Annotated in this window: 24 protein-coding genes; 5 read left to right on the plus strand and 19 right to left on the minus strand. The window is 71.3% G+C overall.

Annotated elements, in window-relative coordinates:
* Positions 1-4: 4 nt before the first annotated feature.
* The 4 genes from OG496_RS21125 to OG496_RS21140 are packed head-to-tail and all read right to left on the minus strand — an operon-like array spanning position 5 to position 3,255.
* Complete coding sequence (locus tag OG496_RS21125; protein WP_033285961.1) at positions 5-364, minus strand: MmcQ/YjbR family DNA-binding protein; 360 nt, start codon at positions 362-364, stop codon at positions 5-7.
* Entirely contained in the window at positions 361-1,668 is a 1,308-nt protein-coding gene (locus OG496_RS21130; protein ID WP_366490918.1) for a hemolysin family protein, read from the minus strand. Before OG496_RS21130 ends, OG496_RS21125 begins: the two co-directional genes overlap by 4 nt.
* Before the next feature lie 21 nt (positions 1,669-1,689).
* Positions 1,690-2,187: an rRNA maturation RNase YbeY gene (gene ybeY / locus OG496_RS21135; protein WP_033285959.1), complete on the minus strand. Its 498-nt coding sequence runs from the start codon at positions 2,185-2,187 to the stop codon at positions 1,690-1,692.
* Positions 2,188-2,199: 12 nt separating this feature from the next.
* Positions 2,200-3,255: a PhoH family protein gene (locus tag OG496_RS21140; RefSeq protein WP_366490917.1), complete on the minus strand. Its 1,056-nt coding sequence runs from the start codon at positions 3,253-3,255 to the stop codon at positions 2,200-2,202.
* Between the two features lie 326 nt (positions 3,256-3,581).
* Here OG496_RS21140 and OG496_RS21145 point away from each other — a divergent pair, with 326 nt between their 5' ends.
* Positions 3,582-4,307 (plus strand): FAD binding domain-containing protein, encoded by a 726-nt coding sequence (locus OG496_RS21145; protein WP_405971990.1) that lies wholly within the window; start codon positions 3,582-3,584, stop codon positions 4,305-4,307.
* A gap of 92 nt (positions 4,308-4,399) precedes the next feature.
* Here OG496_RS21145 and OG496_RS21150 read toward each other — a convergent pair whose 3' ends face one another.
* From OG496_RS21150 to OG496_RS21160, 3 genes are all read right to left on the minus strand, one after another.
* Entirely contained in the window at positions 4,400-5,557 is a 1,158-nt protein-coding gene (locus OG496_RS21150) for a carbohydrate kinase family protein (protein WP_405971991.1), read from the minus strand.
* A 196-nt stretch (positions 5,558-5,753) separates the two neighbouring features.
* On the minus strand, positions 5,754-7,043 hold the full coding sequence (locus OG496_RS21155) for a glucarate dehydratase family protein (RefSeq protein ID WP_405971992.1): 1,290 nt from the start codon (positions 7,041-7,043) through the stop codon (positions 5,754-5,756).
* Positions 7,040-7,999: a 5-dehydro-4-deoxyglucarate dehydratase gene (locus OG496_RS21160; RefSeq protein ID WP_405971993.1), complete on the minus strand. Its 960-nt coding sequence runs from the start codon at positions 7,997-7,999 to the stop codon at positions 7,040-7,042. Before OG496_RS21160 ends, OG496_RS21155 begins: the two co-directional genes overlap by 4 nt.
* 106 nt (positions 8,000-8,105) lie before the next feature.
* Here OG496_RS21160 and OG496_RS21165 point away from each other — a divergent pair, with 106 nt between their 5' ends.
* Both OG496_RS21165 and OG496_RS21170 read left to right on the plus strand, forming a co-directional pair.
* On the plus strand, positions 8,106-8,888 hold the full coding sequence (locus OG496_RS21165; RefSeq protein ID WP_366490912.1) for an IclR family transcriptional regulator: 783 nt from the start codon (positions 8,106-8,108) through the stop codon (positions 8,886-8,888).
* Positions 8,889-9,370: 482 nt separating this feature from the next.
* On the plus strand, positions 9,371-10,891 hold the full coding sequence (locus OG496_RS21170; protein ID WP_405971994.1) for an MFS transporter: 1,521 nt from the start codon (positions 9,371-9,373) through the stop codon (positions 10,889-10,891).
* A 10-nt stretch (positions 10,892-10,901) separates the two neighbouring features.
* Here the strand turns inward: OG496_RS21170 and OG496_RS21175 are convergent, their stop codons facing one another.
* The 10 genes from OG496_RS21175 to hrcA all read right to left on the minus strand — a co-directional run bounded on the left by OG496_RS21175 (position 10,902) and on the right by hrcA (position 21,750).
* Positions 10,902-11,891, minus strand: a complete 990-nt coding sequence (locus OG496_RS21175) for an adenosine deaminase (RefSeq protein WP_405971995.1) — start codon at positions 11,889-11,891, stop codon at positions 10,902-10,904.
* Between the two features lie 20 nt (positions 11,892-11,911).
* The gene (locus OG496_RS21180; RefSeq protein WP_405971996.1) at positions 11,912-12,817 is read right to left on the minus strand and encodes a ribonuclease Z; all 906 of its coding nucleotides are present in this window, start codon (positions 12,815-12,817) and stop codon (positions 11,912-11,914) included.
* A gap of 6 nt (positions 12,818-12,823) precedes the next feature.
* Positions 12,824-13,177 (minus strand): histidine triad nucleotide-binding protein, encoded by a 354-nt coding sequence (locus OG496_RS21185; RefSeq protein ID WP_405971997.1) that lies wholly within the window; start codon positions 13,175-13,177, stop codon positions 12,824-12,826.
* Between the two features lie 124 nt (positions 13,178-13,301).
* Positions 13,302-16,520, minus strand: a complete 3,219-nt coding sequence (locus OG496_RS21190) for a S41 family peptidase (RefSeq protein ID WP_405971998.1) — start codon at positions 16,518-16,520, stop codon at positions 13,302-13,304.
* 45 nt (positions 16,521-16,565) lie between these two features.
* Positions 16,566-17,126, minus strand: coding sequence for a hypothetical protein (locus OG496_RS21195; protein ID WP_366490907.1), 561 nt, complete (start codon positions 17,124-17,126; stop codon positions 16,566-16,568).
* Positions 17,127-17,214: 88 nt separating this feature from the next.
* Positions 17,215-17,607 (minus strand): VOC family protein, encoded by a 393-nt coding sequence (locus OG496_RS21200; protein ID WP_366490906.1) that lies wholly within the window; start codon positions 17,605-17,607, stop codon positions 17,215-17,217.
* Positions 17,608-17,623: 16 nt separating this feature from the next.
* Positions 17,624-18,382 (minus strand): 16S rRNA (uracil(1498)-N(3))-methyltransferase, encoded by a 759-nt coding sequence (locus tag OG496_RS21205; RefSeq protein ID WP_405971999.1) that lies wholly within the window; start codon positions 18,380-18,382, stop codon positions 17,624-17,626.
* Complete coding sequence (locus OG496_RS21210) at positions 18,379-19,455, minus strand: nitronate monooxygenase (protein WP_405972000.1); 1,077 nt, start codon at positions 19,453-19,455, stop codon at positions 18,379-18,381. The genes OG496_RS21205 and OG496_RS21210 overlap by 4 nt, the downstream gene beginning before the upstream one ends.
* 144 nt (positions 19,456-19,599) lie before the next feature.
* A complete protein-coding gene (gene dnaJ / locus OG496_RS21215) occupies positions 19,600-20,733 on the minus strand; it encodes a molecular chaperone DnaJ (RefSeq protein WP_328683406.1) in 1,134 nt (377 codons plus the stop codon).
* A complete protein-coding gene (hrcA, locus tag OG496_RS21220; protein WP_327404159.1) occupies positions 20,734-21,750 on the minus strand; it encodes a heat-inducible transcriptional repressor HrcA in 1,017 nt (338 codons plus the stop codon).
* A 172-nt stretch (positions 21,751-21,922) separates the two neighbouring features.
* Between hrcA and OG496_RS21225 the strand changes: the two genes are divergently transcribed.
* Positions 21,923-22,654, plus strand: a complete 732-nt coding sequence (locus tag OG496_RS21225; protein WP_405972001.1) for an MBL fold metallo-hydrolase — start codon at positions 21,923-21,925, stop codon at positions 22,652-22,654.
* Between the two features lie 34 nt (positions 22,655-22,688).
* Positions 22,689-23,498 carry a DUF3097 domain-containing protein gene (locus OG496_RS21230; protein WP_405972002.1) on the plus strand — a complete coding sequence of 270 codons (810 nt, stop codon included), beginning with the start codon at positions 22,689-22,691 and terminating at the stop codon, positions 23,496-23,498.
* A 73-nt stretch (positions 23,499-23,571) separates the two neighbouring features.
* On the opposite strand, the gene OG496_RS21235 is transcribed toward OG496_RS21230, so the two are convergent.
* Together OG496_RS21235 and hemW are read right to left on the minus strand one after the other, a co-directional pair.
* Positions 23,572-24,147: a hypothetical protein gene (locus OG496_RS21235; RefSeq protein WP_405972003.1), complete on the minus strand. Its 576-nt coding sequence runs from the start codon at positions 24,145-24,147 to the stop codon at positions 23,572-23,574.
* Between the two features lie 26 nt (positions 24,148-24,173).
* On the minus strand, positions 24,174-25,406 hold the full coding sequence (gene hemW / locus OG496_RS21240; protein ID WP_405972004.1) for a radical SAM family heme chaperone HemW: 1,233 nt from the start codon (positions 25,404-25,406) through the stop codon (positions 24,174-24,176).
* Between the last annotated feature and the right edge of the window lie 2 nt (positions 25,407-25,408).

The following is a 25,408-nucleotide window of genomic DNA, read 5'->3' on the forward strand; positions in this document are numbered from 1 at the left end:
GGATTTACGGCCGGTCGAGCCGCAGCCGCTCCGCCCTCGGCAACCCGGCCACGACCAGGTCGTACGAGTCCTCGATCAGTTCCTTGAGGAGCCGGTCCGGGAGGCCCCCGTCCACCGTCACCGTGTTCCAGTGCCGCTTGTTCATGTGGTAGCCGGGGATGATCAGCCCCTCGTGCTCCTCCCGGAGGCGGATCGCGTCCTCCGGGTCGCACTTGAGGTTGACCGTGAGGGGGCGGCCGTCCAGCCGGGTCAGGGCGAAGAGCTTGCCCAGCACCTTGAAGACGGACGTGTCCGGGTTGAACGGGAAGTCCTCCACCGTCGCGTTGAACGACAGGCAGAACGCGCGCAGTTCCTCGGGGCTCACTCCGGCTTCGTCTCCTCCGCGGCCGGGCCGGCCGGATCCACCGGCTCGACCAGCACCGTCACGATCTTGTTCCGCCGCCCGGCCGAGGCCTCCGCGGTCAGCCGCAGCTCACGCCCGTCGGGCAGTTCCACGACGGAGGAGGCACCGGCGATGGGAACGCGCCCCAGCGCCTTCGCGAGCAGCCCCCCGACCGTCTCCACGTCCTCGTCGTCGTAGGCCTCGAAGCCGTACAACTCCCCCAGGTCGCCGATGTCGAGGCGGGCGGTGACGCGGTAGCGGTCGTCGCCCAGCTCCTCCACCGGCGGCAGCTCCCGGTCGTACTCGTCGGTGATCTCGCCGACGATCTCCTCCAGGATGTCCTCGATGGTGACGATGCCGGCCGTGCCGCCGTACTCGTCGATGACGACGGCGACGTGGTTACGCTCCTGCTGCATCTCGCGCAGCAGGTCACCGGCGTTCTTGGTGTCCGGCACGAAGCTCGCCGGACGCATGGCCGTAGAGACCAGCTCCGACTCGGCGTCGCGGCTGATGTGCGTCTTGCGGACCAGGTCCTTCAGGTACACGATCCCGACGATGTCGTCCTCGCTCTCCCCGGTCACCGGGATCCGCGAGAAGCCGGAGCGGAGCGCGAGGGTGAGGGCCTGACGGATCGTCTTGTACCGCTCGATGACGACCAAGTCCGTGCGGGGGACCATGACTTCACGCACAAGGGTGTCGCCGAGTTCGAAGACCGAGTGCACCATCCGGCGCTCCTCGTCCTCGATCAGCGACTCCTTCTCGGCGAGGTCCACCAGCGCGCGCAGCTCGGCCTCGGACGCGAACGGGCCGCGCCGGAAGCCCTTTCCGGGGGTGAGCGCGTTGCCGATGAGGATCAGCAGATACGGGATCGGGCCCATGATCCGCGCGAGCGGCAGCAGCACGTACGCCGCCGCCGTGGCCGTGTTCAGCGGATGCTGGCGCCCGATCGTGCGCGGGGAGACCCCCACCGCGACGTACGACACGAGGACCATGACGCCGATCGCGGCGAGCAGCGCGGGCGCGGTGCCGTGGATCACGTGCAGACACTCGTAGGTGACGAGCGCGGCGGCGGCCATCTCGCAGGCCACCCTGACCAGCAGCGCGACATTGAGATAGCGGGTCGGGTCGGCGGCGACCTGCGCGAGCTTGGCACTGCCGCGCCGGCCGGACCGTACGGCCTCCTCGGCGCGGAAGCTGGAGACGCGCGCGAGGCCCGCCTCCGCGCAGGCGGCGAGCCAGGCGACAACGACAAGGGCGATGGCCCCGACGACGATCTGAGGACTCATGAGAGATGGTGCCCCGGTGCCTTAGGAGACCGTCGGAGCCGGGGAGGGGCCGGTGTGGCCCTTCTCCGCGCGCCAGCCGTCCACGATGGCAGCCTGGAGACCGAACATCTCGGCCTTCTCGTCCGGCTCCTCGTGGTCGTAGCCGAGGAGGTGCAACACACCGTGGACGGTGAGGAGTTGGAGCTCCTCGTCCATGGTGTGCTGCGTCTCGGCCTCGGCCCCCTGCTTCGCGGCGACCTCCGGGCACAGCACGATGTCACCGAGCAGCCCCTGCGGAGTCTCCTCGTCGTCCTTGCTCGGCGGACGCAGCTCGTCCATCGGGAAGGACATGACATCGGTCGGCCCGGGCAGGTCCATCCACTGGATGTGGAGCTGCTCCATGGCGTCCTCGTCCACGACGATCACCGAGAGCTCGGAGAGCGGGTGGATGCGCATCCGCGCGAGGGCGTAGCGGGCGATGTCGAGGATCGCCTGCTCGTCGACCTCGGTTCCGGACTCGTTGTTGACGTCGATCGACATGGTCGTGCTGATCTACTTCCGCTTGTCACGGGCACCCTTGTGGGTGCCGTTCTCCGTACCGTTCTCGCTGTCGTACTGCTCGTACGCGTCGACGATACGGCCGACCAGCTTGTGCCGGACGACGTCCGCCGACGACAGGCGGGAGAAGTGCACGTCGTCGAGCCCCTCCAGGATGTCCTGCACCTGCCGCAGACCCGACTTCGTGCCGCTCGGCAGGTCGACCTGCGTCACGTCACCGGTGATCACGATCTTCGACTCGAAGCCGAGCCGGGTGAGGAACATCTTCATCTGCTCGGGGCTCGTGTTCTGGGCCTCGTCCAGGATGATGAAGGCGTCGTTGAGCGTCCTACCACGCATGTATGCCAGCGGCGCGACCTCGATCGTGCCCGCCGCCATCAGCTTCGGGATCGACTCCGGGTCCAGCATGTCGTGCAGGGCGTCGTACAGGGGGCGCAGGTACGGGTCGATCTTCTCGTAGAGGGTGCCCGGGAGGAAGCCGAGGCGCTCGCCCGCCTCGACCGCCGGGCGGGTCAGGATGATCCTGCTGACCTGCTTGGCCTGCAGGGCCTGGACCGCCTTGGCCATGGCGAGGTAGGTCTTGCCGGTGCCGGCGGGGCCGATGCCGAAGACGATCGTGTTCTTGTCGATCGCGTCGACGTACCGCTTCTGGTTGAGGGTCTTGGGGCGGATCGTGCGGCCTCGCGAGGACAGGATGTTCTGGGTGAGCACCTCGGCCGGTGTCTCCTCGGGACCATCCCCGTTCTCACTCGCCCGCAGCATGGCGATCGAGCGTTCCACTGCGTCCTCCGTCATCGGCTGCCCGGTGCGCAGCACCAGCATCATCTCGTCGAACAGGCGCTGGACGAGGGCGACTTGGCGGGCGTCGCCGACCGCGCTGATCTCATTGCCCCGGACGTGGATGTCGGCCGCCGGGAATGCCTTCTCGATCACGCGCAGGAGGGCGTCTCCGGACCCCAGGACGGTGACCATCGGATGCTGGGCGGGGACGGTGAACCGTGCCTTCGCCTGCTCCTGCGCGGGGGTGTGAGCTGTGGGTGTCTGAGTCATGGGCCGGCTCTGTAGGCCTTGCTCGTCCTCCTCGAAAAGACTCGCCCGCCACAAGGGCGGCCTGGTGGTTTCCAGGGTACGCCGGGCCACTGACAACGCCGTAGGGCTTTTCGGTGACCGTCGGGCCACGAAATCCGAGCCTGTCCTGCCTTGGTCCAGGAGCGGGTCCGGCGCAGAGGAGGCGCGTGGGGTGACGCCGTGAGCCCTGTTCGCGCCCCCTCGCTTGTACGGACAATGTGCTGCGTCAGCCAAGTGTCAGCAGGAGATCCGGCCGGTGGGCCGTGGCTCCCACCGCCGGGCCGTACAGGGAAAGCAGGTCGGCCGCTGTGTTCGTGCGTCTGCCCACGTCCGTGTCCGAAGCACAGGAGTGCCTGGCCGAGGGGGCGGTGCCCGTCGGCGGGGCGACGCTTGTGTGGGCCTCCTGGCAACGGGACGGGTTCCCCGAGCAGGCGGTGTCCCTGCGGGAGCTGCCCGAGGCGAAGGTGATGGGGGACGGGACGCTGGGCGCGGCCGTACTGCTGCACGAGATGGACGAGCGGGTGCCCGAGGTGCTGCGACGGGCCGCGGCGGGCGTCGGAACCGGGGCCGTGCGCCGGACCGCGACCGTCGGCGGCAACATCGTCGGCAGCGCGCTGCGCTGCCTGCTCCCCGCCGCGCTGGTGCTGGACGCCCGCGCGGTGGTCCTGGAGCCGGACGGTCCCGTCGAGACCGACCTCGCCGAGCTGCTCGCGAAGCGGCCGGTGCTGCTCAGCCTGCGCTGGCCGGAGCCGGTCGCCAGCGGCTACCGCAAGCTGACCGGTGTGCTGCGGGGCGAGGTCCCGTTCGTGGTCGCGGTGGCGGTGGGCGCGGCGGAGGACACGGAGGCGCGCGTCCTGCGGGTCGCGGTCCGTGACGGCTACGACGTGCTCAGCGAGACCGTTCCCTACGACACGGACGCCGCCCGGGTCCTCGGCACCCTGGCGCTCACCCCGCTCGGCACCTTGCCTGAGGCGGTCTTCGAGGCGGTACGGGAAGAGGTCACCGGTGTCCTGGAGCGTGCGGCGGCCTGCTGAGCGGGAACGGTTCGCCTCCGGGACTCCGGGACTCCGGGGCGGGCGGCGGGTGTCCGGCCGCTCATGCCCCTCGTTGCCCCTCATCGCCGCTCCTAGGTCGACCGGCCGAACCCGATCGTCGGCACCGCCCGCCGCAACGGCCACGGGCTGCCGCTGCCCTGCTCCTCCGGTACGAGTCCCGCCAGGAACGCGTACCGGTTCAGGGCCGTCGGGTCCTGGCCGTCGACCGACTGCACCTTGCGCCACCAGGCGCCGATCTCGGACCAGCCCGGTGCGGAGAGGGAGCCGCCGAACTCCTGGACGGAGAGGGCGGCGGTGAGTCCGGCGAAGGCGAGCCGGTCGGCGAGCGGCCAGCCGGCCAGGGTGCCGGTGACGAAACCGGCCACGAAGACGTCGCCCGCGCCGGTGGGGTCGAGGGCCTCGACGGCGATCGCCGGGACCTCGGCGGACTCTCCGGTACGCCGGTCGACGGCGTAGGCGCCGTCCGCGCCGAGGGTGACGACGGCGAGCGGTACGTGTTCGGTGAGCGCGTGAGCGGCGGCGCGGGGGCAGTCGGCGCCGGTGTAGCGCATGGCTTCCTCGGCGTTCGGCAGGAACGCCTCGCAGTGCGCGAGGTCGGTGAGTCCGGCGAGGTCCCAGGCGCCGGTGTCGTCCCAGCCGACGTCGGCGAAGATCCGGGTGCCCTCGCTCGCGGCCTGGGCGACCCAGGGGGCCTGCTTGCCGGGGGTGAGCGAGGCGACGGCGGCACGCGCGCGTGGCGGGCAGTCGGGTGCGCCCCCTTGCCCGAACACGACCTCCGGGGGCGGCTCGTGGCCGTGCGACACCATCGTGCGTTCGCCCTCGTACGCCATCGACACGGTGACCGGTGAGTGCCAGCCGGGCGCCGTGCGGGAGGCGGAGAGGTCGATGCCCTCGCCCTGCTGCAACGCGTCCCAGCAGTACTCGCCGTAGTGGTCGTCGCCAAAGGCCGCGGCGAGCGAGGTCCGCAGCCCGAGGCGGGCCAGCGCGGTCGCCATGTTGGCGACTCCACCGGGGCTCGACCCCATCCCGCGCGCCCAGGACTCGGTGCCGCGCACCGGCGCGGATTCGAGCCCGGTGAAGATGATGTCGAGGAAGACGGTGCCGGTGAGATACACGTCCCAGGGCGGATCGTCCGCCGCGCGCAGCCCGGCCAGCGGATCGACCCCGCAGGACGGCCCTTCGCTGCGGGACGACGGTCCCTTTCCGGTGGACGCGTTGGACGCGGTCACGGTGCGCTCCCTGACGTGATACGGATCAGGCCAGTGTGCACCACCACGCACGCGTGGGGGCGGCTCCCGCTCCGGACCCGCCCGTCGCACTGCTGTCAGCCAGCCGCAGGTCCCGGCCCTACGGTGCGTGCCGCAGCCGGTGCCGCCCCGCCCACGGACACCGCACCGCACGCGTCCGGATCCGGTCACCCGGTTCCTACCAGCGCGGCATCGAGGGCGTCACCCACTCCGGGTCGGTGATCCGCATCGCGGCCGCGTCGTCGCGTTCGCGCAGCGCACCGTCGTCGTCGAGCCACCGCTGGTGCAGGAACTCCAGCTTGGCGCGGTCGAGTTCGACGCCCAGGCCGGGCGCGTCGGAGACGGTGACCTTGGCGTCGGTGAAGGTGAGGCGTTCGGTGAGGACGTCCTCCGACTGCCAGGGGTAGTGGGAGTCGCAGGCGTGGTGCAGGTTCGGGACGGTCGACGCGACGTGGGTCATCGCGGCGAGGCTGATCCCGAGGTGGGTGTTGGAGTGCATGGAGATGCCGACGCCGAACGTGCGGCAGATGGCGGCCAGTTGCTGGGTGTTGCGCAGCCCGCCCCAGTAGTGGTGGTCGGAGAGCACCACCTGTACGGCGTCCTTCGTGAAGGCTTCCTTGATCTCGGCGAACGTCGTCACGCACATGTTCGTGGCGAGCGGCACGTCGGTCCCGGCGGACACCTCGGCCATCGCGGGGGTGCCCAGCGCCGGGTCCTCCAGGTATTCGAGGACGTCCCCGAGTTCCTTCGCCACCTTCAGCGAAGTCTCCACGGACCAGGCCCCGTTGGGGTCGAGGCGGAGCGGGTGGTCGGGGAAGGCCGCCGCCAACGCCCGTACGGCGGCGATCTCTTCGTCGGGCGGGAAGACACCGCCCTTGAGCTTGAAGGAGGTGAAGCCGTACCGCTCCTTGAACTTCCGTGCCTGCTCGACGACTCCGGCCGGGTCGATCGCGGCGCCCCAGTCGTCCTTCTCGCCCGCGACACCCTCGGGGTGGTCGGCCCACTTGTAGAACAGGTACGCGCTGTACTCGACCGCGTCCCTCAACTTGCCGCCGAGCAGGGCGTGCACGGGCAGCCCGAGCGTCTTGCCGAGCGCGTCGAGGCAGGCGACCTCGAAGGCGGAGACGACGGACAGCCGCAGCTTGTCGGCGGTCTGGACACCGCGCAGCCCGCCGACGTCGACCTGCCCGGAGACCCGCGAACTGTCGACGGCCAGCTCGTCGGCGACCGTGAACAGACCGTTCAGGTCGCTGACTTGACGGCCGGTCAGCTTCTCGGCGAAGGGGCGGGCCAGTTCCAGGTACTTGGTGTCGCCGTAGGTCTCGCCGAGGCCGGTGATCCCGTCGGCCGTCTCGATCTCGACGATCAGGCGCGGGGTGTAGGGCTGGTGGACGCCCTGGGTGTTCAGGAGGGGCGGGTCCGCCACCAGGATCGGAGTCAGGCGGACGTCGGCGATGGTGAGGTTCACAGCGCGGCTCCTACGAGGTCGAGTCCGGTGGTGAGCAGGATCGTGAGCTCGGCCAGGTCGGCGGCCGAGGGGTCGGTGAGCGGGGCGCGCACGGGTCCCACCGGCTGGCCGCGCAGCCGGGCCGCCGCCTTGACCAGCGACACGGCGTATCCCGGTACGCGGTCGCGGAGTTCGACGAGCGGGACGTAGAAGTCGCGCAGCAGCCGCTCGACGGTCTTGTCGTCGCCGTCCGTCAACGCGGTGAAGAAGGCGTTCGCGATCTCGGGGGCGAAGGCGTGGACGGCGGAGGAGTAGGCGGGGACGCCGACGGTGGCGTAGGCGCGGGCCTGGATCTCGGCGGTCGAGGCGCCGTTGAAGAACAGGAAGCCCTCGGGGGCGGCGAGCGTGAGGCGTTGCAGGCGGTCGAGGTCGCTGTGACCGTCCTTGAGGCCGATGACGCCGGGGATCGCCGCGATCCGCTTCAACGAGCTTGCGGTGAAGGCGACTTGGCCGCGCTGGTAGGCGATGAGCGGGAGCCGGGTGCGGGCGGCGAGCTGCTCCAGCTGGGCCACCAGGCCGTCCTGCGGGGCGGCGACGAGGTAGTGCGGGAGGACGAGGAGCGCGTCGACGCCGGCCTCCTCCGCGATGCGTGCGAAGCGGGCGGCCTGCGCCCAGCCGTAGCCGACACCGGCGACGACGGGGACGCGGCCGGCCGCCTCCTCGACGGCGACGGTGACGACCGTGCGGTACTCGTCCTCGTCGAGCGAGAAGAACTCGCCGGTGCCGCAGGCGGGGAACACGGCGCCGGGGGCGGTGGCGATCCGGGCCGCGACATGGGTGCGGAAGCCGGCGGGGTCGAGGGAGCCGTCGTCGTGGAAGGAGGTGAGCGGGAAGGAGAGCACGCCGTCCGTCATCCCGTCCCGGAGCCTGCGCACCACGGTCTCCGTGGTCTCCGTTTCGCCGTTCACTTGGGCCATCTCCCTATGTAGACGTCATCCACGTATGAAGACAAAGGTTAGATACGCGAACCCCGACCGTCAATGGGGCCGTCACGCCTCGGCCGCCCCTCGCTACCATCGGCGCATGTCAGAGCCCGGTGGCGTCCGCGAGGTGAAGTCCGCCGCCCGTACGGTCGAGCTGCTCGAACTGCTCGCCGCGCGCGGCGACCGTCCCGCACGCCTCCAGGAACTCGCCGACGAGCTGGGCGTCCCGCGCAGCTCCATGTACGCCCTCCTCCAGACCCTGATCGCCCACGGCTGGGTCCGCACCGACATCACCGGTTCCCTCTACGGCATCGGCATCCACGCCCTGCTCACCGGCACGACCTATCTGGACTCCGACCCGCGCGTGCGGGTCGTACGGCCGTATCTCGACGAGGCGTCCCAGGCGCTCGGCGAGACGATCCACCTGGGGCGGCTGGACGGGCGGGACGTGGCGTATCTGGCGACGCGGGAGTCGCACGAGTACCTGCGGACCATCAGCAGGGTCGGGCGGCGGCTCCCGGCCCACGTCGGCGCCCTGGGCAAGGCGCTGCTCGCCGAACGCCCGGACGCCGAGCTGCCGCCCGGGCCGTACGAGGCCGCCACCCCCAACACCCACACGTCCCGGGACGCGTTGGCCGCCGACCTCGCTTCGATCCGCGCCCGGGGTTACTCGATCGACCGCGAGGAGGGCGTCCTGGGGATCGTCGGGTTCGGCTTCGCCCTGCGCTACGACAACCCGCCCCTGGACGCGATCAGTTGCTCGGTGCCGGTCGCTCGGCTGACGCCGGAGCACGAGGGGCAGATCGTTGCCGTGATGCGGGAGATCCGGGCGAAGATCGAGGGTTCGTCGGCTGCGGCGGGTGGAGCTGTGCACTGGCGTTAGCGCCGGTTGAGTTGGCGCCCTGTGTTGGTGTGGGCGTCTTCTGGGGGCTGCGCCCCCAGACCCCGCATCGGCCCTGAAGGGGCCTCGTCCTCAAACGCCGGACGGGCTGAATAATGCTGGCCTACGCCGAAAGGCACCGGCCGAGCCGAGGCTGCCGACCTGCACCGAGACCTGCCAGCCGAACCGAGGGTCCCTGCCTGCGCCGAGACCTTCCGGCCGAACTGAGCCCGCTGGCCCGCTGGCCCGCTGGCCTGCACCGACGCGCACCACGCAGACCGAATGACGCCCCCGGCACCGCGAATTGGGCGGTCGTATACCCGGTCCCCCCGACCCCAAACTGAACGTGCCCCAGATCACACCCCCCGCCCTTCTTTCGTGAACCGCGTGCTTGATACAAATTGGCCGCGCGTTCCTGTCCGTCGACGGTCGTCGCCCAATCCCCCTTTTTTGAGCCGCTTCTTTCGCATGCCCTGGGAACGCCCGTGTTCGCCCGCAGCACCACCACGCCCTGGCCCCTCGTCGCCCTTTTCACGGCCGGGTATCTAGCCCCCTACCTCCTCCCCACCACCGTCGGCAGACTCGACGCGGGGCTGCCGCTCTCCGCCACGCAGGCCGGTGCCGTCGGCAGTGCGCTGCTGCTGAGTTCGGCCGCGGCGGGGTTTCTGCTCGCCTCGCGCGTCGACCGGGTCGGCCCGCGCACGCTCGCGCGGATCGGTCTCGCGCTGGCCGTTCTCGGCTACGGCTCGGCCGCCCTCACCCACGCCGTCCCCGCGGTCATCGCGGGCGCGGTGGTCGGCGGCTTCGGATCGGGTACGGCCACCACGGTCGCCGCGTCCGGGATCGCCGCCGAACGGGACCCCCACCGCGCTTCCACGCTCGGCCTGTTGTGCGTGTCGGCGCTCGCGGGCGCCGTCTATCTGACGGTCCCGCATCTCGGCTCGGGCCACGGCCAGCCGCTCGCCGCGATCGCGCTCACCGCACTCGCCGTATGGCCACTGACCGGACGCCTCCCCGTCCGTACGGCGACGACGGCGCACACACGCGTGGAGACCGCCGGACTCCCCCACCGCCGCGCCGGCCTGGTCCTCGCCGGCACCTTGCTCTGCTGGTCCCTCGCCCAGAACTCCCTCTGGGGCGTCAGCGGCCGCATCGGCATCGACCAGGCCCACCTCTCCGAGGTCACCGTCGGCGCGGTCTTCGCGATCGCGCTCGGCACCGGTCTGGTGGGCGTGATCGGCGCGGGCGCGCTCGGCTCCCGGCTGGGACGCGCGGTGCCGATCGGGGCGGGTACGGCGCTCATCGCGGGCTGCATCGTGCTCAGCGCGTCCGCGCACGACCTGAGGACGTTCGCGACCGGCGAGATCGCCTGGAACACCCTCTACCCGATCGTCCTGTCCTACGTCCTCGGCCTCGCCGCCTCCCTTGACCCGCGCGGCCGTTGGGCCGTCCTCGTCGGCTCGGCCTCGTCCCTCGGCACGGCGGCGGGCCCCCTGGTGGGCAGCGTGCTGTCGGCGCGGGCCGGGTTCCCGGCGATGGGCGCGATCCTCGCGGTGGGGCTGGCCGTGATCGCCGTCCCGATGACCCGGGTCGCACTGAACGTGCGCCAACTCCCCAGCGTGCTGTTCCTCGCAGCCCGTCCGACACCTCTCGACGCGGGCCAGCACACTCAGCCGACTCCAGCCCTTCTCGATGCAGGCCAGCACACTCAGCCGACTCCGGCCCCTCTCAACGCGGGCCCGCGTCATTCAGCCCGTCCGGCACCACTCAACGCAGGCCAGCACACTCAGCCAGCTCCGGCCCCTCTCAACGCGGGCCTGCATTACTCAGCCCGTCCGGCGCCTCCCAACACAGGCCCGCACTACTCAGCCCGTCCGGCACCTTTCAACGCAGGCCGCGAAAATCCAGCCCGTCCGGCGTTTGAGGACGAGGCCCCTTCAGGGCCGAAGGGGGGTCTGGGGGCACAGCCCCCAGCAACGCCCGCACCAACCCCGGCCGCGCTATGACCAACGGCGCTCAGAACTCGTACGCCTCCACCTCCGCGAGATACCCCGCCCGCCGCTCCTCGTCGTCCTCCAGGAAGGACGCGACGAAGGAGTTCTGGGCCAGCTCGCGCAGCCGCTCCTCGGTCAGGCCCAGTGCCTCACGTACCGCGTCGAAGTTGTCGCCCGCGTACCCGCCGAAGTAGGCCGGATCGTCGGAGTTGACCGTGCAGAGCAGGCCCGCGTCCAGCATGGCGGGGAGGGGGTGCTCGGCGAGGACGTCCACCGCGCGCAGCCGGACGTTCGACAGGGGGCAGAGGGTGAGTGGGATGCGGTCGCGCACCAACCGCGCCACCAGCTCCTCGTCCTCCATGCACCGCAGCCCGTGGTCGATCCGCTCGACGCCGAGGACGTCCAGCGCCTCGGTGATGTAGGCCGGCGGGCCCTCCTCACCGGCGTGCGCGACGCGTCGTAGGCCCAGCGCGGCGGCGGCTTCGTAGACCTCGCGGAACTTCACCGGCGGGTGGCCGACCTCGGCCGAGTCGAGGCCGATGCCGGTGATGCGGTCGAGGTACGGCTTGGCCGCGTCCAGGGTCTGCAGGGCCGAGTCGGCGGACTCGTCGCGCAGGAAGCAGAGGATCAGGCGGGTCGAGATGCCGTGGTTGGTCTCGCTGCTGCCCAGCGCCCGCCACAGGCCCTCCACCACCGTGCCCATGTCCACGCCCCGCGCGATGTGCGCCTGCGGGTCGAAGAAGATCTCCGCGTGCCGTACGCCCTGCGCGGCGGCGCGGGCGAGATAGGCGTTGGCGAGGTCCTCGAAGTCCCGCTCGGTGCGCAGGACGGCCATCAGCTCGTAGTAGAGGTTCAGGAAGGTCTGGAGGTCCTCGAAGAGGTACGCCTTCCGGAGTTCCTCGGTGTCCGTGTACGGCAGCTCGACGCCGTTGCGGTCCGCGAGCGTGAAGGCCAGCTCGGGTTCCAGGGTGCCTTCGATGTGCAGGTGCAGTTCGGCTTTGGGAATGGGCATCGAAGTATCGTACGGGTGTTTTACCGCCGTTTCGGAACCGGCACCCTCATTAGATCGTGCGCCACGGTCAGCTCCCCCTCGTAGCCCGCCGCCCGCGCCTGCCGCTCGAACTCCTCCGGCTCCGAGTAGCGCTGGCTGAAGTGGGTCAGGACCAGGTGCCGTACGCCTGCCTCCTGCGCCACCCTCGCCGCCTGTCCGGCGGTCAAGTGCCCGTGGTCCACGGCCAGTTGCTCGTCCTCGTCCAGGAACGTCGACTCGATCGCCAGCAGGTCGCAGCCGTCCGCGAGGGCGCGCACTCCGTCACAGAGGCGGGTGTCCATGACGAACGCGAACCGCTGCCCGTGCCGTACCTCGCTGACGTCGTCGAGCGTGACATCGCCGATCGCGCCCTCGCGCTGGATGCGGCCCACGTCCGGGCCCTTGATGCCGTGCGCGGCGAGGCGGTCGGGGAGCATGCGGCGGCCGTCGGGTTCGGTGAGGCGGTAGCCGTAGGACTCGACGGGGTGGGAGAGCTTGTGGGTCTCCAGGGTGTACGCGGGAGTGGTGGCGAGTACGCCGTCCTCGGACACCGGGGACTCCGTGATGCCCACCGTCTCGCGGTACGCCGTGGCGTAGCGCAGGCGGTCGAAGAAGCGCTGGCCGGACTTCGGGTAGTGGGCGGTGACCGGGTGCGGGACGCGGTCCAGGTTGATGCGCTGGATGACGCCCGCGAGGCCGAGGGAGTGGTCGCCGTGGAAGTGGGTGACGCAGATCCGGTTCAGGTCGTGCGCGGCCACCCCGGCGCGCAGCATCTGGCGCTGGGTGCCCTCGCCCGGGTCGAAGAGGATGCCCTCGCCGTCCCAGCGCAGCAGGTAGCCGTTGTGGTTGCGGTGTCGGGTGGGGACCTGGCTTGCCGTGCCCAGGATCACCAATTCGCGTACGGACATGGCGAGTTACCCGGGCGGCCACTGCATGCCGCGGCCGCCCATGACGTGGGCGTGGGCGTGGAACACGGTCTGGCCCACGCCGCTGCCGGTGTTGAAGATGACGCGGTAGCTGTCCAGCTTCTCGTCGGTCGCCACCTCGCCGGCCTCGCGCAGTACGTCGGCGGCGATCGCCGGTTCGGCGGCGGCGAGGGAGGCGGCGTCGGGGTAGTGGACCCTTGGGATCACCAGGACGTGGGTCGGGGCCTGGGGGTTGATGTCCCGGAACGCGACGGTGGTGGCCGTCTCTCGGATGATCGTCGCCGGGATGTGGCCTGCGACGATCTTGCAGAACAGGCAGTCGTCCTGCGGGTCCCCTGCCATGTGGCTTCCCTCCGAGGCTGGGCGGTGCTTTACGCGGGGCATCGTATCGTCGTTGGGCGCGGCGCCGTCGTGGCTGGTCGCGCCCACACGGCGGAGCCGCGGATCGACACAGCCCCGCGCCCCTTCAGGAGGGCAGAGTGGGCGGGGTCTTTGCCGGACTGGTCTCCAGTGACTCCAATGCGATCCGGATCGCCTCGTCCAACTGTGCGTCCCTCCCCGCCGCGTAGTCCTGAGGCCTCTGCACCACCTCCACGTCCGGATCGACGCCGTGGTTCTCCACCCCCCACCCGTAACCCTCAAGCCAGAACGCGTACTTGGGCTGGGTGATCAACGTCCCGTCCACCAACCGGTACCTGCTGTCGATGCCGATCACGCCGCCCCATGTGCGCGTGCCGACCACCGGACCGATCCCCAGCGCCTTGATCGCCGCGTTGACGATGTCGCCGTCGGAGCCGGAGAACTCGTTGGCCACGGCGACCACGGGGCCGCGGGGTGCGTCCTCGGGGTAGCTGTAGGGACGCATGCCGCGCGGGAGGTCCCAGCCGACGATGCGGCGGGCCAGCTTCTCGACGACCAGCTGCGAGGTGTGGCCGCCGCGGTTCTCGCGGACGTCGACCACCAGGCCCTCGCGGGCCACCTCCACGCGCAGGTCGCGGTGGATCTGGGCCCAGCCGGGGGCCTGCATGTCGGGGACGTGGAGATAGCCGAGGCGGCCGCCGGACTTCTCGTGGACGTAGGCGCGGCGGTCGGCGACCCAGGCGTGGTAGTAGAGGGGTTCCTCGTCCGCCAGGGGGATGACGACCGCGTGGCGGGGGTCGCCGCCGCCTGCCGGGGAGATCGTCAGCTCGATCGGTTTGCCCGCCGTGCCGACGAGGAGAGGGGCCGGTCCCGTCACCGGGTCCACGGGCCGGCCGGCCACCGCGAGGATCGCGTCTCCCGCGCGGACCGCTACGCCGGGGGCGGCCAGCGGGGCGCGGGCGTTCGGGTCGGAGGTCTCCGAGGGGAGGATGCGGTCGATGCGCCAACTGCCGTCCTCGTGACGGGAGATGTCGGCGCCGAGCAGGCCCTGGCGTTCGCCGTGGCCGTAGCCGCCGCGCGGGGTGACGTAGGCGTGCGAGGTGCCGAGTTCGCCGTGCACCTCCCAGAGGAGGTCGACCAGGTCGTCGTGGGTGGCCACGCGGTCGAGAATCGGGCGGTAGCGGTCGAGGACGCCGGTCCAGTCGACGCCGCTCATGTCCTCGCGCCAGAAGTTGTCGCGCATGATGCGGCCGGTCTCGTCGAACATCTGGCGCCACTCGGCGGCCGGGTCGACGGTCTGGCGGATGCGGGACAGGTCGACGTTGATGTTCGTGTCGTTGTCGTCGTCCTCGGAGGAGGCTCGGCGGTCGCTCGGTACGACACGGAGCTTGTGGTCGGTCCAGAGCAGGACGCGTTTGCCGTCGCCGCTCACCTCGAAGTGGTCGGCGTCCCCGGCGAGGTGCTCGATGCGCTGCTGGGCGAGGTCGTAGCGCTCCAACTCCGTTTTGGGGTCCGGGTCTTCGGGGGTCGCGCGGGTGGCGCCGAGGACTCCCTGGACCGGGTGGCGCAGCCAGAGCACTCCGTCCTTGGCCGCTCGCAGGTTCGTGTAGCGGCCTGCCTCCACCGGGAACGCGACGATGCGGTCGGCCAGGCCTTCGAGGTCGACGCGGGTGGTCGGGCGGCCCTCGCTGTCGGGGGTCTCGTCCTTGTCCGGGGTCTCGAAGGGGCGGCCGTGCCGCTGCGGTCCGAACGGGGACGGGGTCGTCGCGGCGAGGGTGATCAGGTGCGGGCGGTCGCCGACCACGAAGGCGAGGTCGAAGACGTGCTCGTCGTAGACCGGGTCGAAGGAGCGGGTGGAGAGGAACACCAGGTGCTTGCCGTCGAGGGTGAAGGCGGGGGCGTAGTCCTGGAAGCGGAGCGGGGTCGCCTCGGTGACCGACAGGTCGGTGGTGTTGGCGAGCTTGAGCTGGCGGAGCGGGCGCGGGCCCGGGTGCGACCAGGCGAGCCAGGCCGAGTCCGGGGAGAAGGCCAGGCCCGACGCGTCGCCGTCCTCGCTGCGGTCGACCTCGCGGACCTCGCCGGTCTCGCGCTCGACGAGGAGGACGCGGCCGTCGTGCGACGCTACGGCGACCCGGCTGCCGTCGGGGGCCACGGTGAGGGCGAGGACGCGGCCGAGCTGTCCGGCGGCGAGTCTGCGCGGGGTGGCGCCGGGGGCAAGGCCGGTGGCGGGGGCGAACTCCAGGGCGTCGTCGCCCTCGGCGTCCGTCACCCACACCACCCACTCCTCGCCGTCGGCGCGGAAGGTGCGGGGCAGCCGGGCGCGGACGCCGGGGGTGGCGGCGAGCGCGCGGGCCGGGCCGGAGCGGTGGGTGACCCAGTGGACAGCGCCGCGCACGGCGACCGCGCTGCCGCGTGCGGTGTGGTCGGGGGACGCGGACCCGAACCAGCGGGCCGCGGGCACCGGGAACGGCTGCTGGTCGATGCGCTGGCCGCCGAGCCGGATGTCGAGGCGGCGCGGCTCGGCGCCGTCCAGGTCGTCGAGGAGCCAGAGTTCACCGGCGGAGGAGTAGACGATCCGGGTGCCGTCACCGGACGCGTGCCGGGCGTAGAAGCCGTCGAGCGGGGTGTGGCGGCGGAGGTCGGAGCCGTCGGCGAGGGAGGAGTACAGAGCGCCGGTGCCCTCGTGGTCGGAGAGGAACGCGATCCGCTCCCCCGCCCACACCGGGTACTCGATGTTGCCGTCCAACTCCTCGTGCAGGCGCGTGAATTCGCCGTCGCCGTCGCGGTCGATCCACAACTTGCCCGCCGTGCCGCCCCGGTAGCGCTTCCACCAGGCCGCCTCGCGGCCCATGGGGGCGGACAGGAGGACCGTCGCCGACTCGCCGTGGGCGACGTCGCCGACCCAGCCGTACGGGAGGATCGTCGCCGGTCCGCCGTCGAGCGGGACCGAACGGGCCCAGTTGCGGCGGAGGTTGGCCTGGCCGTGGGTGCTGAGCGCGAGGACCTGGCCGTCCTCCGTCCAGCCGCGCACCTGGGTGCGGGAACTGCCCCAGTACGTCAGGCGCCTGGCGGGTCCGCCGTCGACCGGCGCGATGTGCACCTCGGGGGCACCGTCGCGGGTGGAGGTCCAGGCGACGGTGGTGCCGTCGGGCGAGATGCGGGGGTGGGTCACCGGCACGTTCTCCGCGCTGACCCGCCAGGCCCGGCCGCCGCTGTCGAGGGACGCCAGCCACACGTCGTCCTCGGCGGTGAAGGCGACCAACTCGCCGTGCAGGTGCGGGAAGCGGAGATAGGCCTGGGCTGCGGACGCTGAGGGCTGAGTCACCTGATCAGGTTATGCACCGGTGCCATCCGCCGACAGCCCTTTGGATCACTTGCCCTCGACAGGCCAGCAGGTCGGGTCACCCTTGCACCAGATCGTCTTGGTGACCGTGACGGTCGGTCCCGGGCCGTAGGTCAGCGTCGGATTCGGGTTGTTCACGGACGACGGCGTCGCCGCGTTGCAGTCGCCGAGCCCCGTCACGTGGAAGACCTGCTTGCCTGCGACCTTGCCGACCAGGTCGCCGCGCACACACGCGCCGTCGACGGCCCGGGTGACCTTGCCGGTGACGGTGATGTCCCGGTTGTCGCTCGTCTGCCCCTGGCAGTCGACGCTGACGACCGTGGTCTCGGTCGGCGAGGGCGTCTTCCCGGGCGTGTAGGCCTTGTTGTTGCTGCCGTAGTTGCCCGTGCAGGTCAGCCAGCGCACGCTGACATGGTCCCGCTTGAGCTCCGCGGTCGCCGTCTTGTCGGTGGTGTACGCGACGGTCGCCGAGCTGAGATCGCCGGGCTGGCACGCGACGGCCCCGCCCACGGTCACCACCGCGAGCCCCGCCACAGCGGCCACCCGCCGCCCGCGCGGCCGAAGCAGGTTCCGTCTCAACGCCCTCATGGGCGGCAGCCTGTCACCGTCGGAGCGCACACGGAAGAGCGCATACGGCCACCCGCGCGCCGGGGGCGCAATTCCCCGGCGGACGGCCTCAGCCGCGCAGCAGCAGCCACTCCTGAAGCTCCACCACATTGCCCTCGGGGTCCTTGAGATGGGCGACCCGCATCCGGTCCGTCATCGGCGCGGGCCCGTGCAGCAGCTCCGCGCCCCGGGCGGTGATCTGCCCGCAGTACCCGTCCAGGTCGTCGACCCGCAGCACCACCAGCGACCGGTGCCCGGTCGCCAAGTCCCCCAGCTCGCCGAGGACTTGGGCCATCATCGCCCGGTCCTGCAGCGCGATCCCGGCGGACCCGATCGCGGGGCTGAACTTCTCGTACGGTCCCTCGGCCGCCCCCGACTGGGGCTTCAGGCCGAGGACTTCGGCGTAGAAGCGGTAGCAGGCGGCGAAGTCGGTGACGAGCAGCCGCACTTGGGCGAGTTCCACGGCGATCCCCCCTGGTTCAGGACCAGCGTCCGGTACGGCCCAGGAGCAGGGCGGTCGCCGCGGTCCCGGCCGTCGATGTACGCAGCACGCTACGCCCGAGCCGGCAGGCCTTCGCACCCGCGTCCTCGAAGAGTCTCAACTCCTCGGGGGAGACGCCTCCTTCGGGGCCCACGACCAGCACGATCTCGCCCTCGGCGGGGAGTTCGGCGGTGGCCAGGGGCTCGCCGCCGTACTCGCGGTCCTCGTGGAGGACGGCGGCGAAGTCGGCTTTGGCCAGAAGTGCCGCAACCTGTTTGCTCGTTGCCGCGTCCGCGACCTCCGGGAAGCGCAGCCGGCGGGACTGCTTGCCGGCCTCGCGTGCGGTGGAGCGCCACTTCGCGAGGGCCTTGAGACCCCGCTCGCCCTTCCACTGCGTGATGCAACGGGAGGCCGCCCAGGGGACGATCGCGTCGACACCGGTCTCGGTCATCGTCTCCACGGCCAGCTCGCCGCGGTCGCCCTTGGGGAGGGCCTGGACGACGGTGATGCGGGGCTGCGGCGCGGGCTCCTCGCTGACGGACCCCAGATCCATGACGACCAGACGGTCCTTGCCCTCGGCCGCCTTGACGACACCCTCCATCCACCGGCCGCGTCCGTCGGTGAGGACGACGTCCTCACCGGCCCGCATCCGCCGTACGGAGACCGCGTGCCGCCCCTCGGGGCCGTCGAGGACGATCTCACCGCCGCTGAAATCCGGGATCTTCAGGGGGTCGAGGATGAACACCGGCGCGGTCATCGGAGGTCGCCCCCGGACGACAACGCTGTCCGGGCGGAGGCCAGTTCGGCGACCAGGACCTCGACCAGCTGGCCGGCGGGCAGCTCGCGGGCCATGCGGTGGCCCTGTCCCGCCCACAGGGCCATGCCCTGGGCGTCACCGGCCGCGGCGGCCTGCTTGCGGAGCGGGGAGGTCAGGTGGTGGATCTCCGGGTACGCGGCGGGGGCGTAGGGACCGTGTTCGCGCATGAAGCGGTTGACCAGGCCGCGGGCCGGGCGGCCGGAGAAGGCGCGGGTCAACTCGGTACGCGTGAACAGGGGGTTGGTGAGCGCCTGCTTGTGCAGCGCGTGGGCGCCGGACTCCGAGGTGGTGAGGAACGCCGTGCCGAGCTGGGCCGCGCTCGCGCCAGCGGCGAGGGCCGCGGCGATCTGGCTGCCGCGCATCAGACCGCCGGCGGCGACGATCGGGAGGTTCACGGTCTCGCGGATCTGGGCGACGAGGGAGAGCAGGCCGAGGCTCGCGCCGTCGTTCTCCGGGAGGTCGCGGTGAGTGCCCTGGTGGCCGCCGGCCTCGACGCCCTGGGCGATCACCGCGTCGGCACCGGCCCGCTCCACGGCGAGGGCCTCCTCGACGGTGGTGGCGGTGACGAGGGTGAAGGTGCCGGCCCGGCGCAGCGCGTCCAGCACCTCGGGGGTCGGGACCCCGAAGTGGAAGGAGGCCACCGGCACCGGGTTGTCGAGCAGGACGGACAGCTTGGCGTCGTAACCGTCCTCACGGCCGCTGTCCGGGTCGCCGAGCTCCGTGTCGTACCACTGGGCCTCGCCGGCCAGTTGGTGGGCGTAGACGTCGACCGCGGCCTTGTCCGCGTACTCCGGCTGCGGCATGAAGAGGTTCACGCCGAAGGGGCGGCCCGTCAGGCTCCGCAGCTGCTTGATCTCCTGGTACATGCCGTCGGCCGTTTTGTACCCGGCGGCGAGGAACCCCAGCCCGCCGGCCTCGGCCACGGCGGCCGCGAGGCGCGGGACGGAGACACCGCCCGCCATCGGGGCCTGCACGATCGGATGAGGGAAGAGATCGGTCAGTGCGGAGGACATGACGGCATGTTGTCACGTCCTCCGAACAAGTCCGAATCCGGCCTTGGCCCTGGCACATGCCACTACTTTCAGCCGGTCCGGCCATGGCGGACGAGGCTGTTCGGAATGAAGAGAGGGTCCGGGGGCTTCCGCCCCCGGACCCTCTCAGCGACCGTTGAAAGCGTCCTTGAGGCGCGAGAACAGCCCCTGCTGACCCGGCTGGAACGTCCCCATGGGCCGCTCCTCGCCGCGCAGCTTCGCCAGTTCGCGGAGCAGACGTTCCTGCTCCACGTCCAGCTTGGTCGGGGTGGTGACCTCGACGTGGACGATGAGGTCGCCCCGGCCGCCGCCGCGCAGATGTGTGATGCCGCGGGTGTGCAGCGGGATCGACTGGCCGGACTGGGTGCCCGGTCGGATGTCGACCTCCTCCATGCCGTCCAGCGTCTCCAACGGCACCTTCGTACCGAGGGACGCCGCCGTCATCGGGAGCGTGACCGTGCAGTGCAGGTCGTCGCCGCGGCGCTGGAACATCGCGTGCGGCAGCTCGTGGATCTCGACGTACAGGTCACCGGCGGGGCCGCCGCCGGGGCCGACCTCGCCCTCGCCCGCGAGCTGGATCCGCGTGCCGTTGTCCACACCCGCCGGGATCTTGACCGTGAGCGTGCGCCGCGAGCGGACGCGGCCGTCGCCGGCGCACTCCGGGCACGGCGTCGGCACGACCGTGCCGAAGCCCTGGCACTGGGGGCAGGGGCGGGACGTCATGACCTGGCCCAGGAAGGACCGGGTCACCTGCGAGACCTCACCGCGACCGCGACACATGTCACAGGTCTGCGCGGAGGTGCCGGGGGCCGCGCCCTCGCCGTTGCAGGTGTTGCAGACGACGGCCGTGTCGACCTGGATGTCCTTCGTGGTGCCGAAGGCCGCCTCGTCGAGCTCGATCTCCAGCCGGATCATCGCGTCCTGGCCCCGGCGGGTGCGCGAGCGCGGTCCGCGCTGCGACGCCGTACCGAAGAACGCGTCCATGATGTCCGAGAAGTTCCCGAAGCCACCGGCTCCGAAGCCCGCGCCCGCGCCGCCCGCCTGTGAGAGGGGGTCGCCGCCGAGGTCGTAGACCTGCTTCTTCTGCGGGTCCGAGAGCACCTCGTAAGCGGCGTTGATCTCCTTGAAGCGCTCCTGGGTCTTCGGATCCGGATTCACGTCCGGGTGCAGCTCGCGCGCGAGCCTACGGAAGGCCTTCTTGATCTCATCCTGCGACGCGTCGCGACGCACGCCGAGAACGGCGTAGTAGTCCGTGGCCACTTAGGACTCCGCCAGGATCTGTCCGACGTACCGTGCCACTGCGCGTACCGCTCCCATCGTTCCCGGGTAATCCATGCGGGTCGGTCCGACCACGCCTAGCTTGGCGACTGCCTCGCCGCCCGAACCGTAGCCGACCGACACCACCGACGTGGAGTTGAGTCCCTCGTAGGCGTTCTCATGACCGATCCGTACGGTCATGCCCGAATCCCCCGCCTCACCAAGCAACTTGAGGAGGACGACCTGCTCCTCAAGGGCTTCCAGGATGGGGCGGATGGTGAGGGGAAAGTCATGTCCGAAGCGGGTGAGATTGGCGGTGCCGCCGATCATCAATCGCTCCTCGGTCTCCTCGACGAGGGTCTCCAGGAGGGTGGAGAGCACCGTCGCGACCGTGCCGCGGTCCTCGGCCTCGAAGGCCTCCGGCAGGTCCTGCACGAGCAGCGGTACGTCCGCGAAGCGGCGGGCCGCGATCCGGCTGTTGAGCCGCGCGCGCAGATCCGCGAGCGAGCTCTCCCCGAAGGGCGCCGGGCAGTCGACCATGCGCTGCTCGACCCGCCCGGTGTCGGTGATCAGCACGAGCATCACGCGCGCGGGGGCCAGCGACAGCAGCTCCACGTGGCGGACGGTCGAGCGGGTCAACGAGGGGTACTGCACGACGGCGACCTGCCGGGTGAGCTGCGCGAGCAGCCGTACCGTACGGCCGACGACGTCGTCGAGGTCCACGGCACCGTCCAGGAAGTTCTGGATCGCCTTGCGCTCGGGGCCGGTCATCGGCTTGACGCCGGCGAGCTTGTCGACGAAGAGCCGGTAGCCCTTGTCCGTCGGAATCCGCCCGGCGCTGGTGTGCGGCTGGGCGATGTAGCCCTCGTCCTCCAGGGCCGCCATGTCGTTGCGCACGGTCGCCGGGGAGACGCCGAGGCTGTGCCGCTCGGTGAGCGCCTTGGACCCGACCGGCTCCTCGGTGCCGACATAGTCCTGGACGATGGCGCGCAGCACCTGAAGCCTGCGTTCGCTGAGCATCGCGCACACCTCCAGTTCTGGTCGCCGTTTTGTTGCCGGGCTGCCCTTTCCTGGCACTCTGTGCGCGCGAGTGCCAGCGTTCCCCGGCCCAGTGTACGGCCGTGAGGTACACCCCGGGCAAGGCCGGTCCTGCGATGTCAATCCCTGGTGCCCTCACCGTTAGCGTCGCCGTATGACGGTGACTTGGGAAGAGGCGGGGTGGGAGCGGCTGGCCGCCGGGGTGGGCCGGTGCCGGCTGCCTGGCTGGGACTGCACGGTCGGGCTGGTGATCGGCGGGGACTCGGCACTGCTGATCGACGCGGGGTCGAGCCTGGCGGAGGGCGCACGGTTGCGCAGGCAGGCGCAGGCACTCGCCGGGCGCCGTGTGCCGCTTCTCGCGCTCACCCACCTCCATTTCGACCATGTCTTCGGGGCGGCGGTGTTCGCGGGGGCGACGGTTTTCGTGGGCGGGGGCGCGAGCGAGGTGTTCGAGCGCGGGGGCGAGGAGCTGCTGGCCGACGCGGTGCGCAACGGGCTGGACCCGCGGGCGGCGGAGAACGCGGCGGACGTCTTCGTGCACCCTCGCGAATGCGTGTACGTGTGGGGTCAGGGTCAGATGCGGCTGGAACTGGACGGCGGCCCGGAGGTCCTGCTGGTGCACGGCCGGGGACACACCGACCACGATCTCGCGGTCGTGGTGCCGGGCGACCCGCCGGTCGTGTTCTGCGGCGACCTGGTCGAGGAGTCCGGCGAACCCCAGGCCGGCCCGGACGCGGTTCCGGGTCTCTGGCCTGCGGCGCTCGACCGGCTCCTCTCCCTGGGCGGGGAGGACGCGCTGTACGTGCCTGGTCACGGAGCGGTGGTGGACGCGGGGTTCGTGCGAGCCCAACGGGACGCGTTGGCAACGCGTTTCGGCGTGTCGTGACGACGGTCGCCCCGGTTCTCCTATCGTCATCCGAATGCGCCAGTACTCCGCCGACCTGACCCCGCCGTGGAAGAAGCCCAAGCCGGCCCCCGAGGTCCCCGCGGAGGCGGGCCTGGTGGTCGAGGAGCCGGGCACCGGTTTCTGCGGCGCGGTGATCCGCTGCGAGGCCGGCACGGTCACCCTGGAGGACCGCTTCGGCAAACACCGGGTGTTCCCGCTGGAACCGAGGGGCTTCCTCCTGGAGGGCAGGGTCGTCACCCTGGTCAGGCCCGTATCAAGTCCCCTCCGGCCCACTCGTACGGCTTCCGGTTCGGTGGCCGTCCCGGGTGCACGCGCGCGTGTGGCCCGCGCCGGGCGGATCTACGTGGAGGGCCGGCACGACGCCGAGCTCGTCGAGCGGGTGTGGGGCGACGACCTGCGCATCGAGGGCGTGGTGGTCGAGTACCTGGAGGGCGTCGACGACCTCCCGTCGATCGTCGCGGAATTCGATCCCGGCCCGGACGCGCGGTTGGGCATCCTGGTCGACCACCTGCTCCCCGGCACCAAGGAGTGGCGCATCGCCCAGTCGGTCACCAGCGAACACGCGCTGGTCGTGGGCCACCCGTACATCGACATCTGGGAGGCCGTGAAACCGTCCTCCGTCGGCATCGCCGCCTGGCCCCGCGTCCCACGCGGTCAGGACTGGAAGACGGGCGTGTGCCGGTCCCTGGGTTGGCCGGAAAACACCGGTGCGGTGTGGCAGGCGATTCTGGCCAAGGTCGGGTCGTACCGGGATCTGGAGCCGGAACTGCTGGGCAGGGTCGAGGAGTTGATCGACTTCGTCACGGCACCCGGCGAGTCGTGACGCCGAGCCCTGACACTGAGTGCTGACGCCGAGTCGTGACGGCAAGTCCTGACGCCGGGGCGGAGTCCGGCGATCAGGGCGCCATCCCCGCCAGCATCTCGGCCCGGGTCCGCTCCTCTCGTCCGAACCACAGCTCGGCCGGGGCCCAGCGCCGCAGCGCCTTCTCGTGCACGGGGAAGGAGTCGCTGATGTCGAAGCGGTAGCGGTGCCTCGGCAGCCCGGAGCGCAGCGGCTCCGCCTCCCGCACCAGCGGCCCGAGCAGCGGGTCGTCGCCGTGCGTCTCCCCCAGCGGGCACAACTCCAGGCTGTAGTAGATGGTCTTGTTGGCGCGCGCCCAGTAGATGCCCACCCCGGCCAGTGAGTCCCAGGGGATCAGCGCGGCCTGCTTGCCCGACAGCAGCCAGAATCCGTTCCCGTCGAGGGCGGTGACCTCGTGGCGCAGCCGCCACGGTTTGCGCAGCAGCAAGGGCACGAAGAGTCCGAGGGGCACAAGCAACCAGCCGCCGGCCTTCCCCGTCACGAGGACGTTGACCAGCCCGCCCACACACACGACGACAATGATCACGACGACCGCCAGGACCCACAGGAACCGCCGCAGTCCGTGGCGTATGAAGGTCGCGTCCGGATCCGGCCGGCTGTCGGAGATCATGGCCGCGAACTTGTCCGGTACGACGGTCAGTCGACCAGGTCCCTGACAACGGCGTCGGCCAGCAGCCGCCCCCGCAGGGTGAGTACGGCCCGTCCCTCGTCGTAGGGCCGCTGTTGCAGGAGTCCGTCCGCGAGGGCGCGGCGGGAGGCCTTGAGGCCGTCCTCGTGGAGCAGGTCCAGCGGCACCCCCTCCCGGAGCCGTAGCTCCAGCAGGATCCGCTCCACCCGGCGGTCCTCCGCGGAGAGGATCTCCCGGCCCGCGCCCGGGGAGCGGCCCGCCGCCAGCGCCCCCGCGTACGCGCCCGGGTGCTTCACGTTCCACCAGCGGACGCCGCCCACGTGCGAGTGCGCTCCGGGGCCCGCGCCCCACCAGTCGGCGCCGCGCCAGTACAGCTCGTTGTGGAGACAACGGCCGGAATTCGACGTTGCCCAGTTGGACACCTCGTACCAGTCGAAGCCCGCCGCCGACATCACCTCGTCGGCGATCAGATAGCGGTCGGCGTGGACGTCGTCGTCCGTCATGGGGACCTCGCCGCGGCGGATGCGGCGGGCGAGCTGGGTGCCCTCCTCGACGATCAGGGCGTACGCGCTGATGTGGTCGGGGCCCGCGCCGAGGGCGGAGTCGAGGGACGCGCGCCAGTCGTCGTCGCTCTCGCCGGGGGTGCCGTAGATCAGGTCGAGGTTGACGTGGTCGAAGCCGGCCGCGCGGGCCTCGGCGACGCAGGCCTCGGGGCGGCCGGGGGTGTGGGTGCGGTCCAGCACCTTCAGTACGTGCTGTTTCGCGCTCTGCATGCCGAAGGAGACGCGGTTGAAGCCGCCGTCGCGGAGGGCCGCGAGATAGGCGGGGTCCACCGACTCCGGGTTCGCCTCCGTCGTGATCTCGGCGTCCGGTGCCAGGCCGAACTCGTCCCGGATCGCGCCGAGCATCCGTACGAGGTCGCCCGCCGCGAGCAGCGTGGGCGTGCCGCCGCCGACGAAGACCGTGCGGACCGGGCGCGGGTCGTCGCCGAGGACCTTGCGGGCCAGGCGGACCTCGTCGATGAGGGTGTCCGCGTAGTTGTCGCGGGAGGCCAGCACTCCGCCCGTGCCGCGCAGCTCGGTCGCCGTGTAGGTGTTGAAGTCGCAGTAGCCGCAGCGGGTCGCGCAGTACGGGACGTGCAGATAGAACCCGAGGGGGCGGTCGGCGGCCCCGGCGAGCGCCTGTGCGGGCAGTGCGCCGTCGTCGGGGACGGGATCACCGTCGGGGAGTGCGGAAGGCATGC

Source organism: Streptomyces sp. NBC_00988, from assembly GCF_045162645.1.
Lineage (GTDB): Bacteria > Actinomycetota > Actinomycetes > Streptomycetales > Streptomycetaceae > Streptomyces.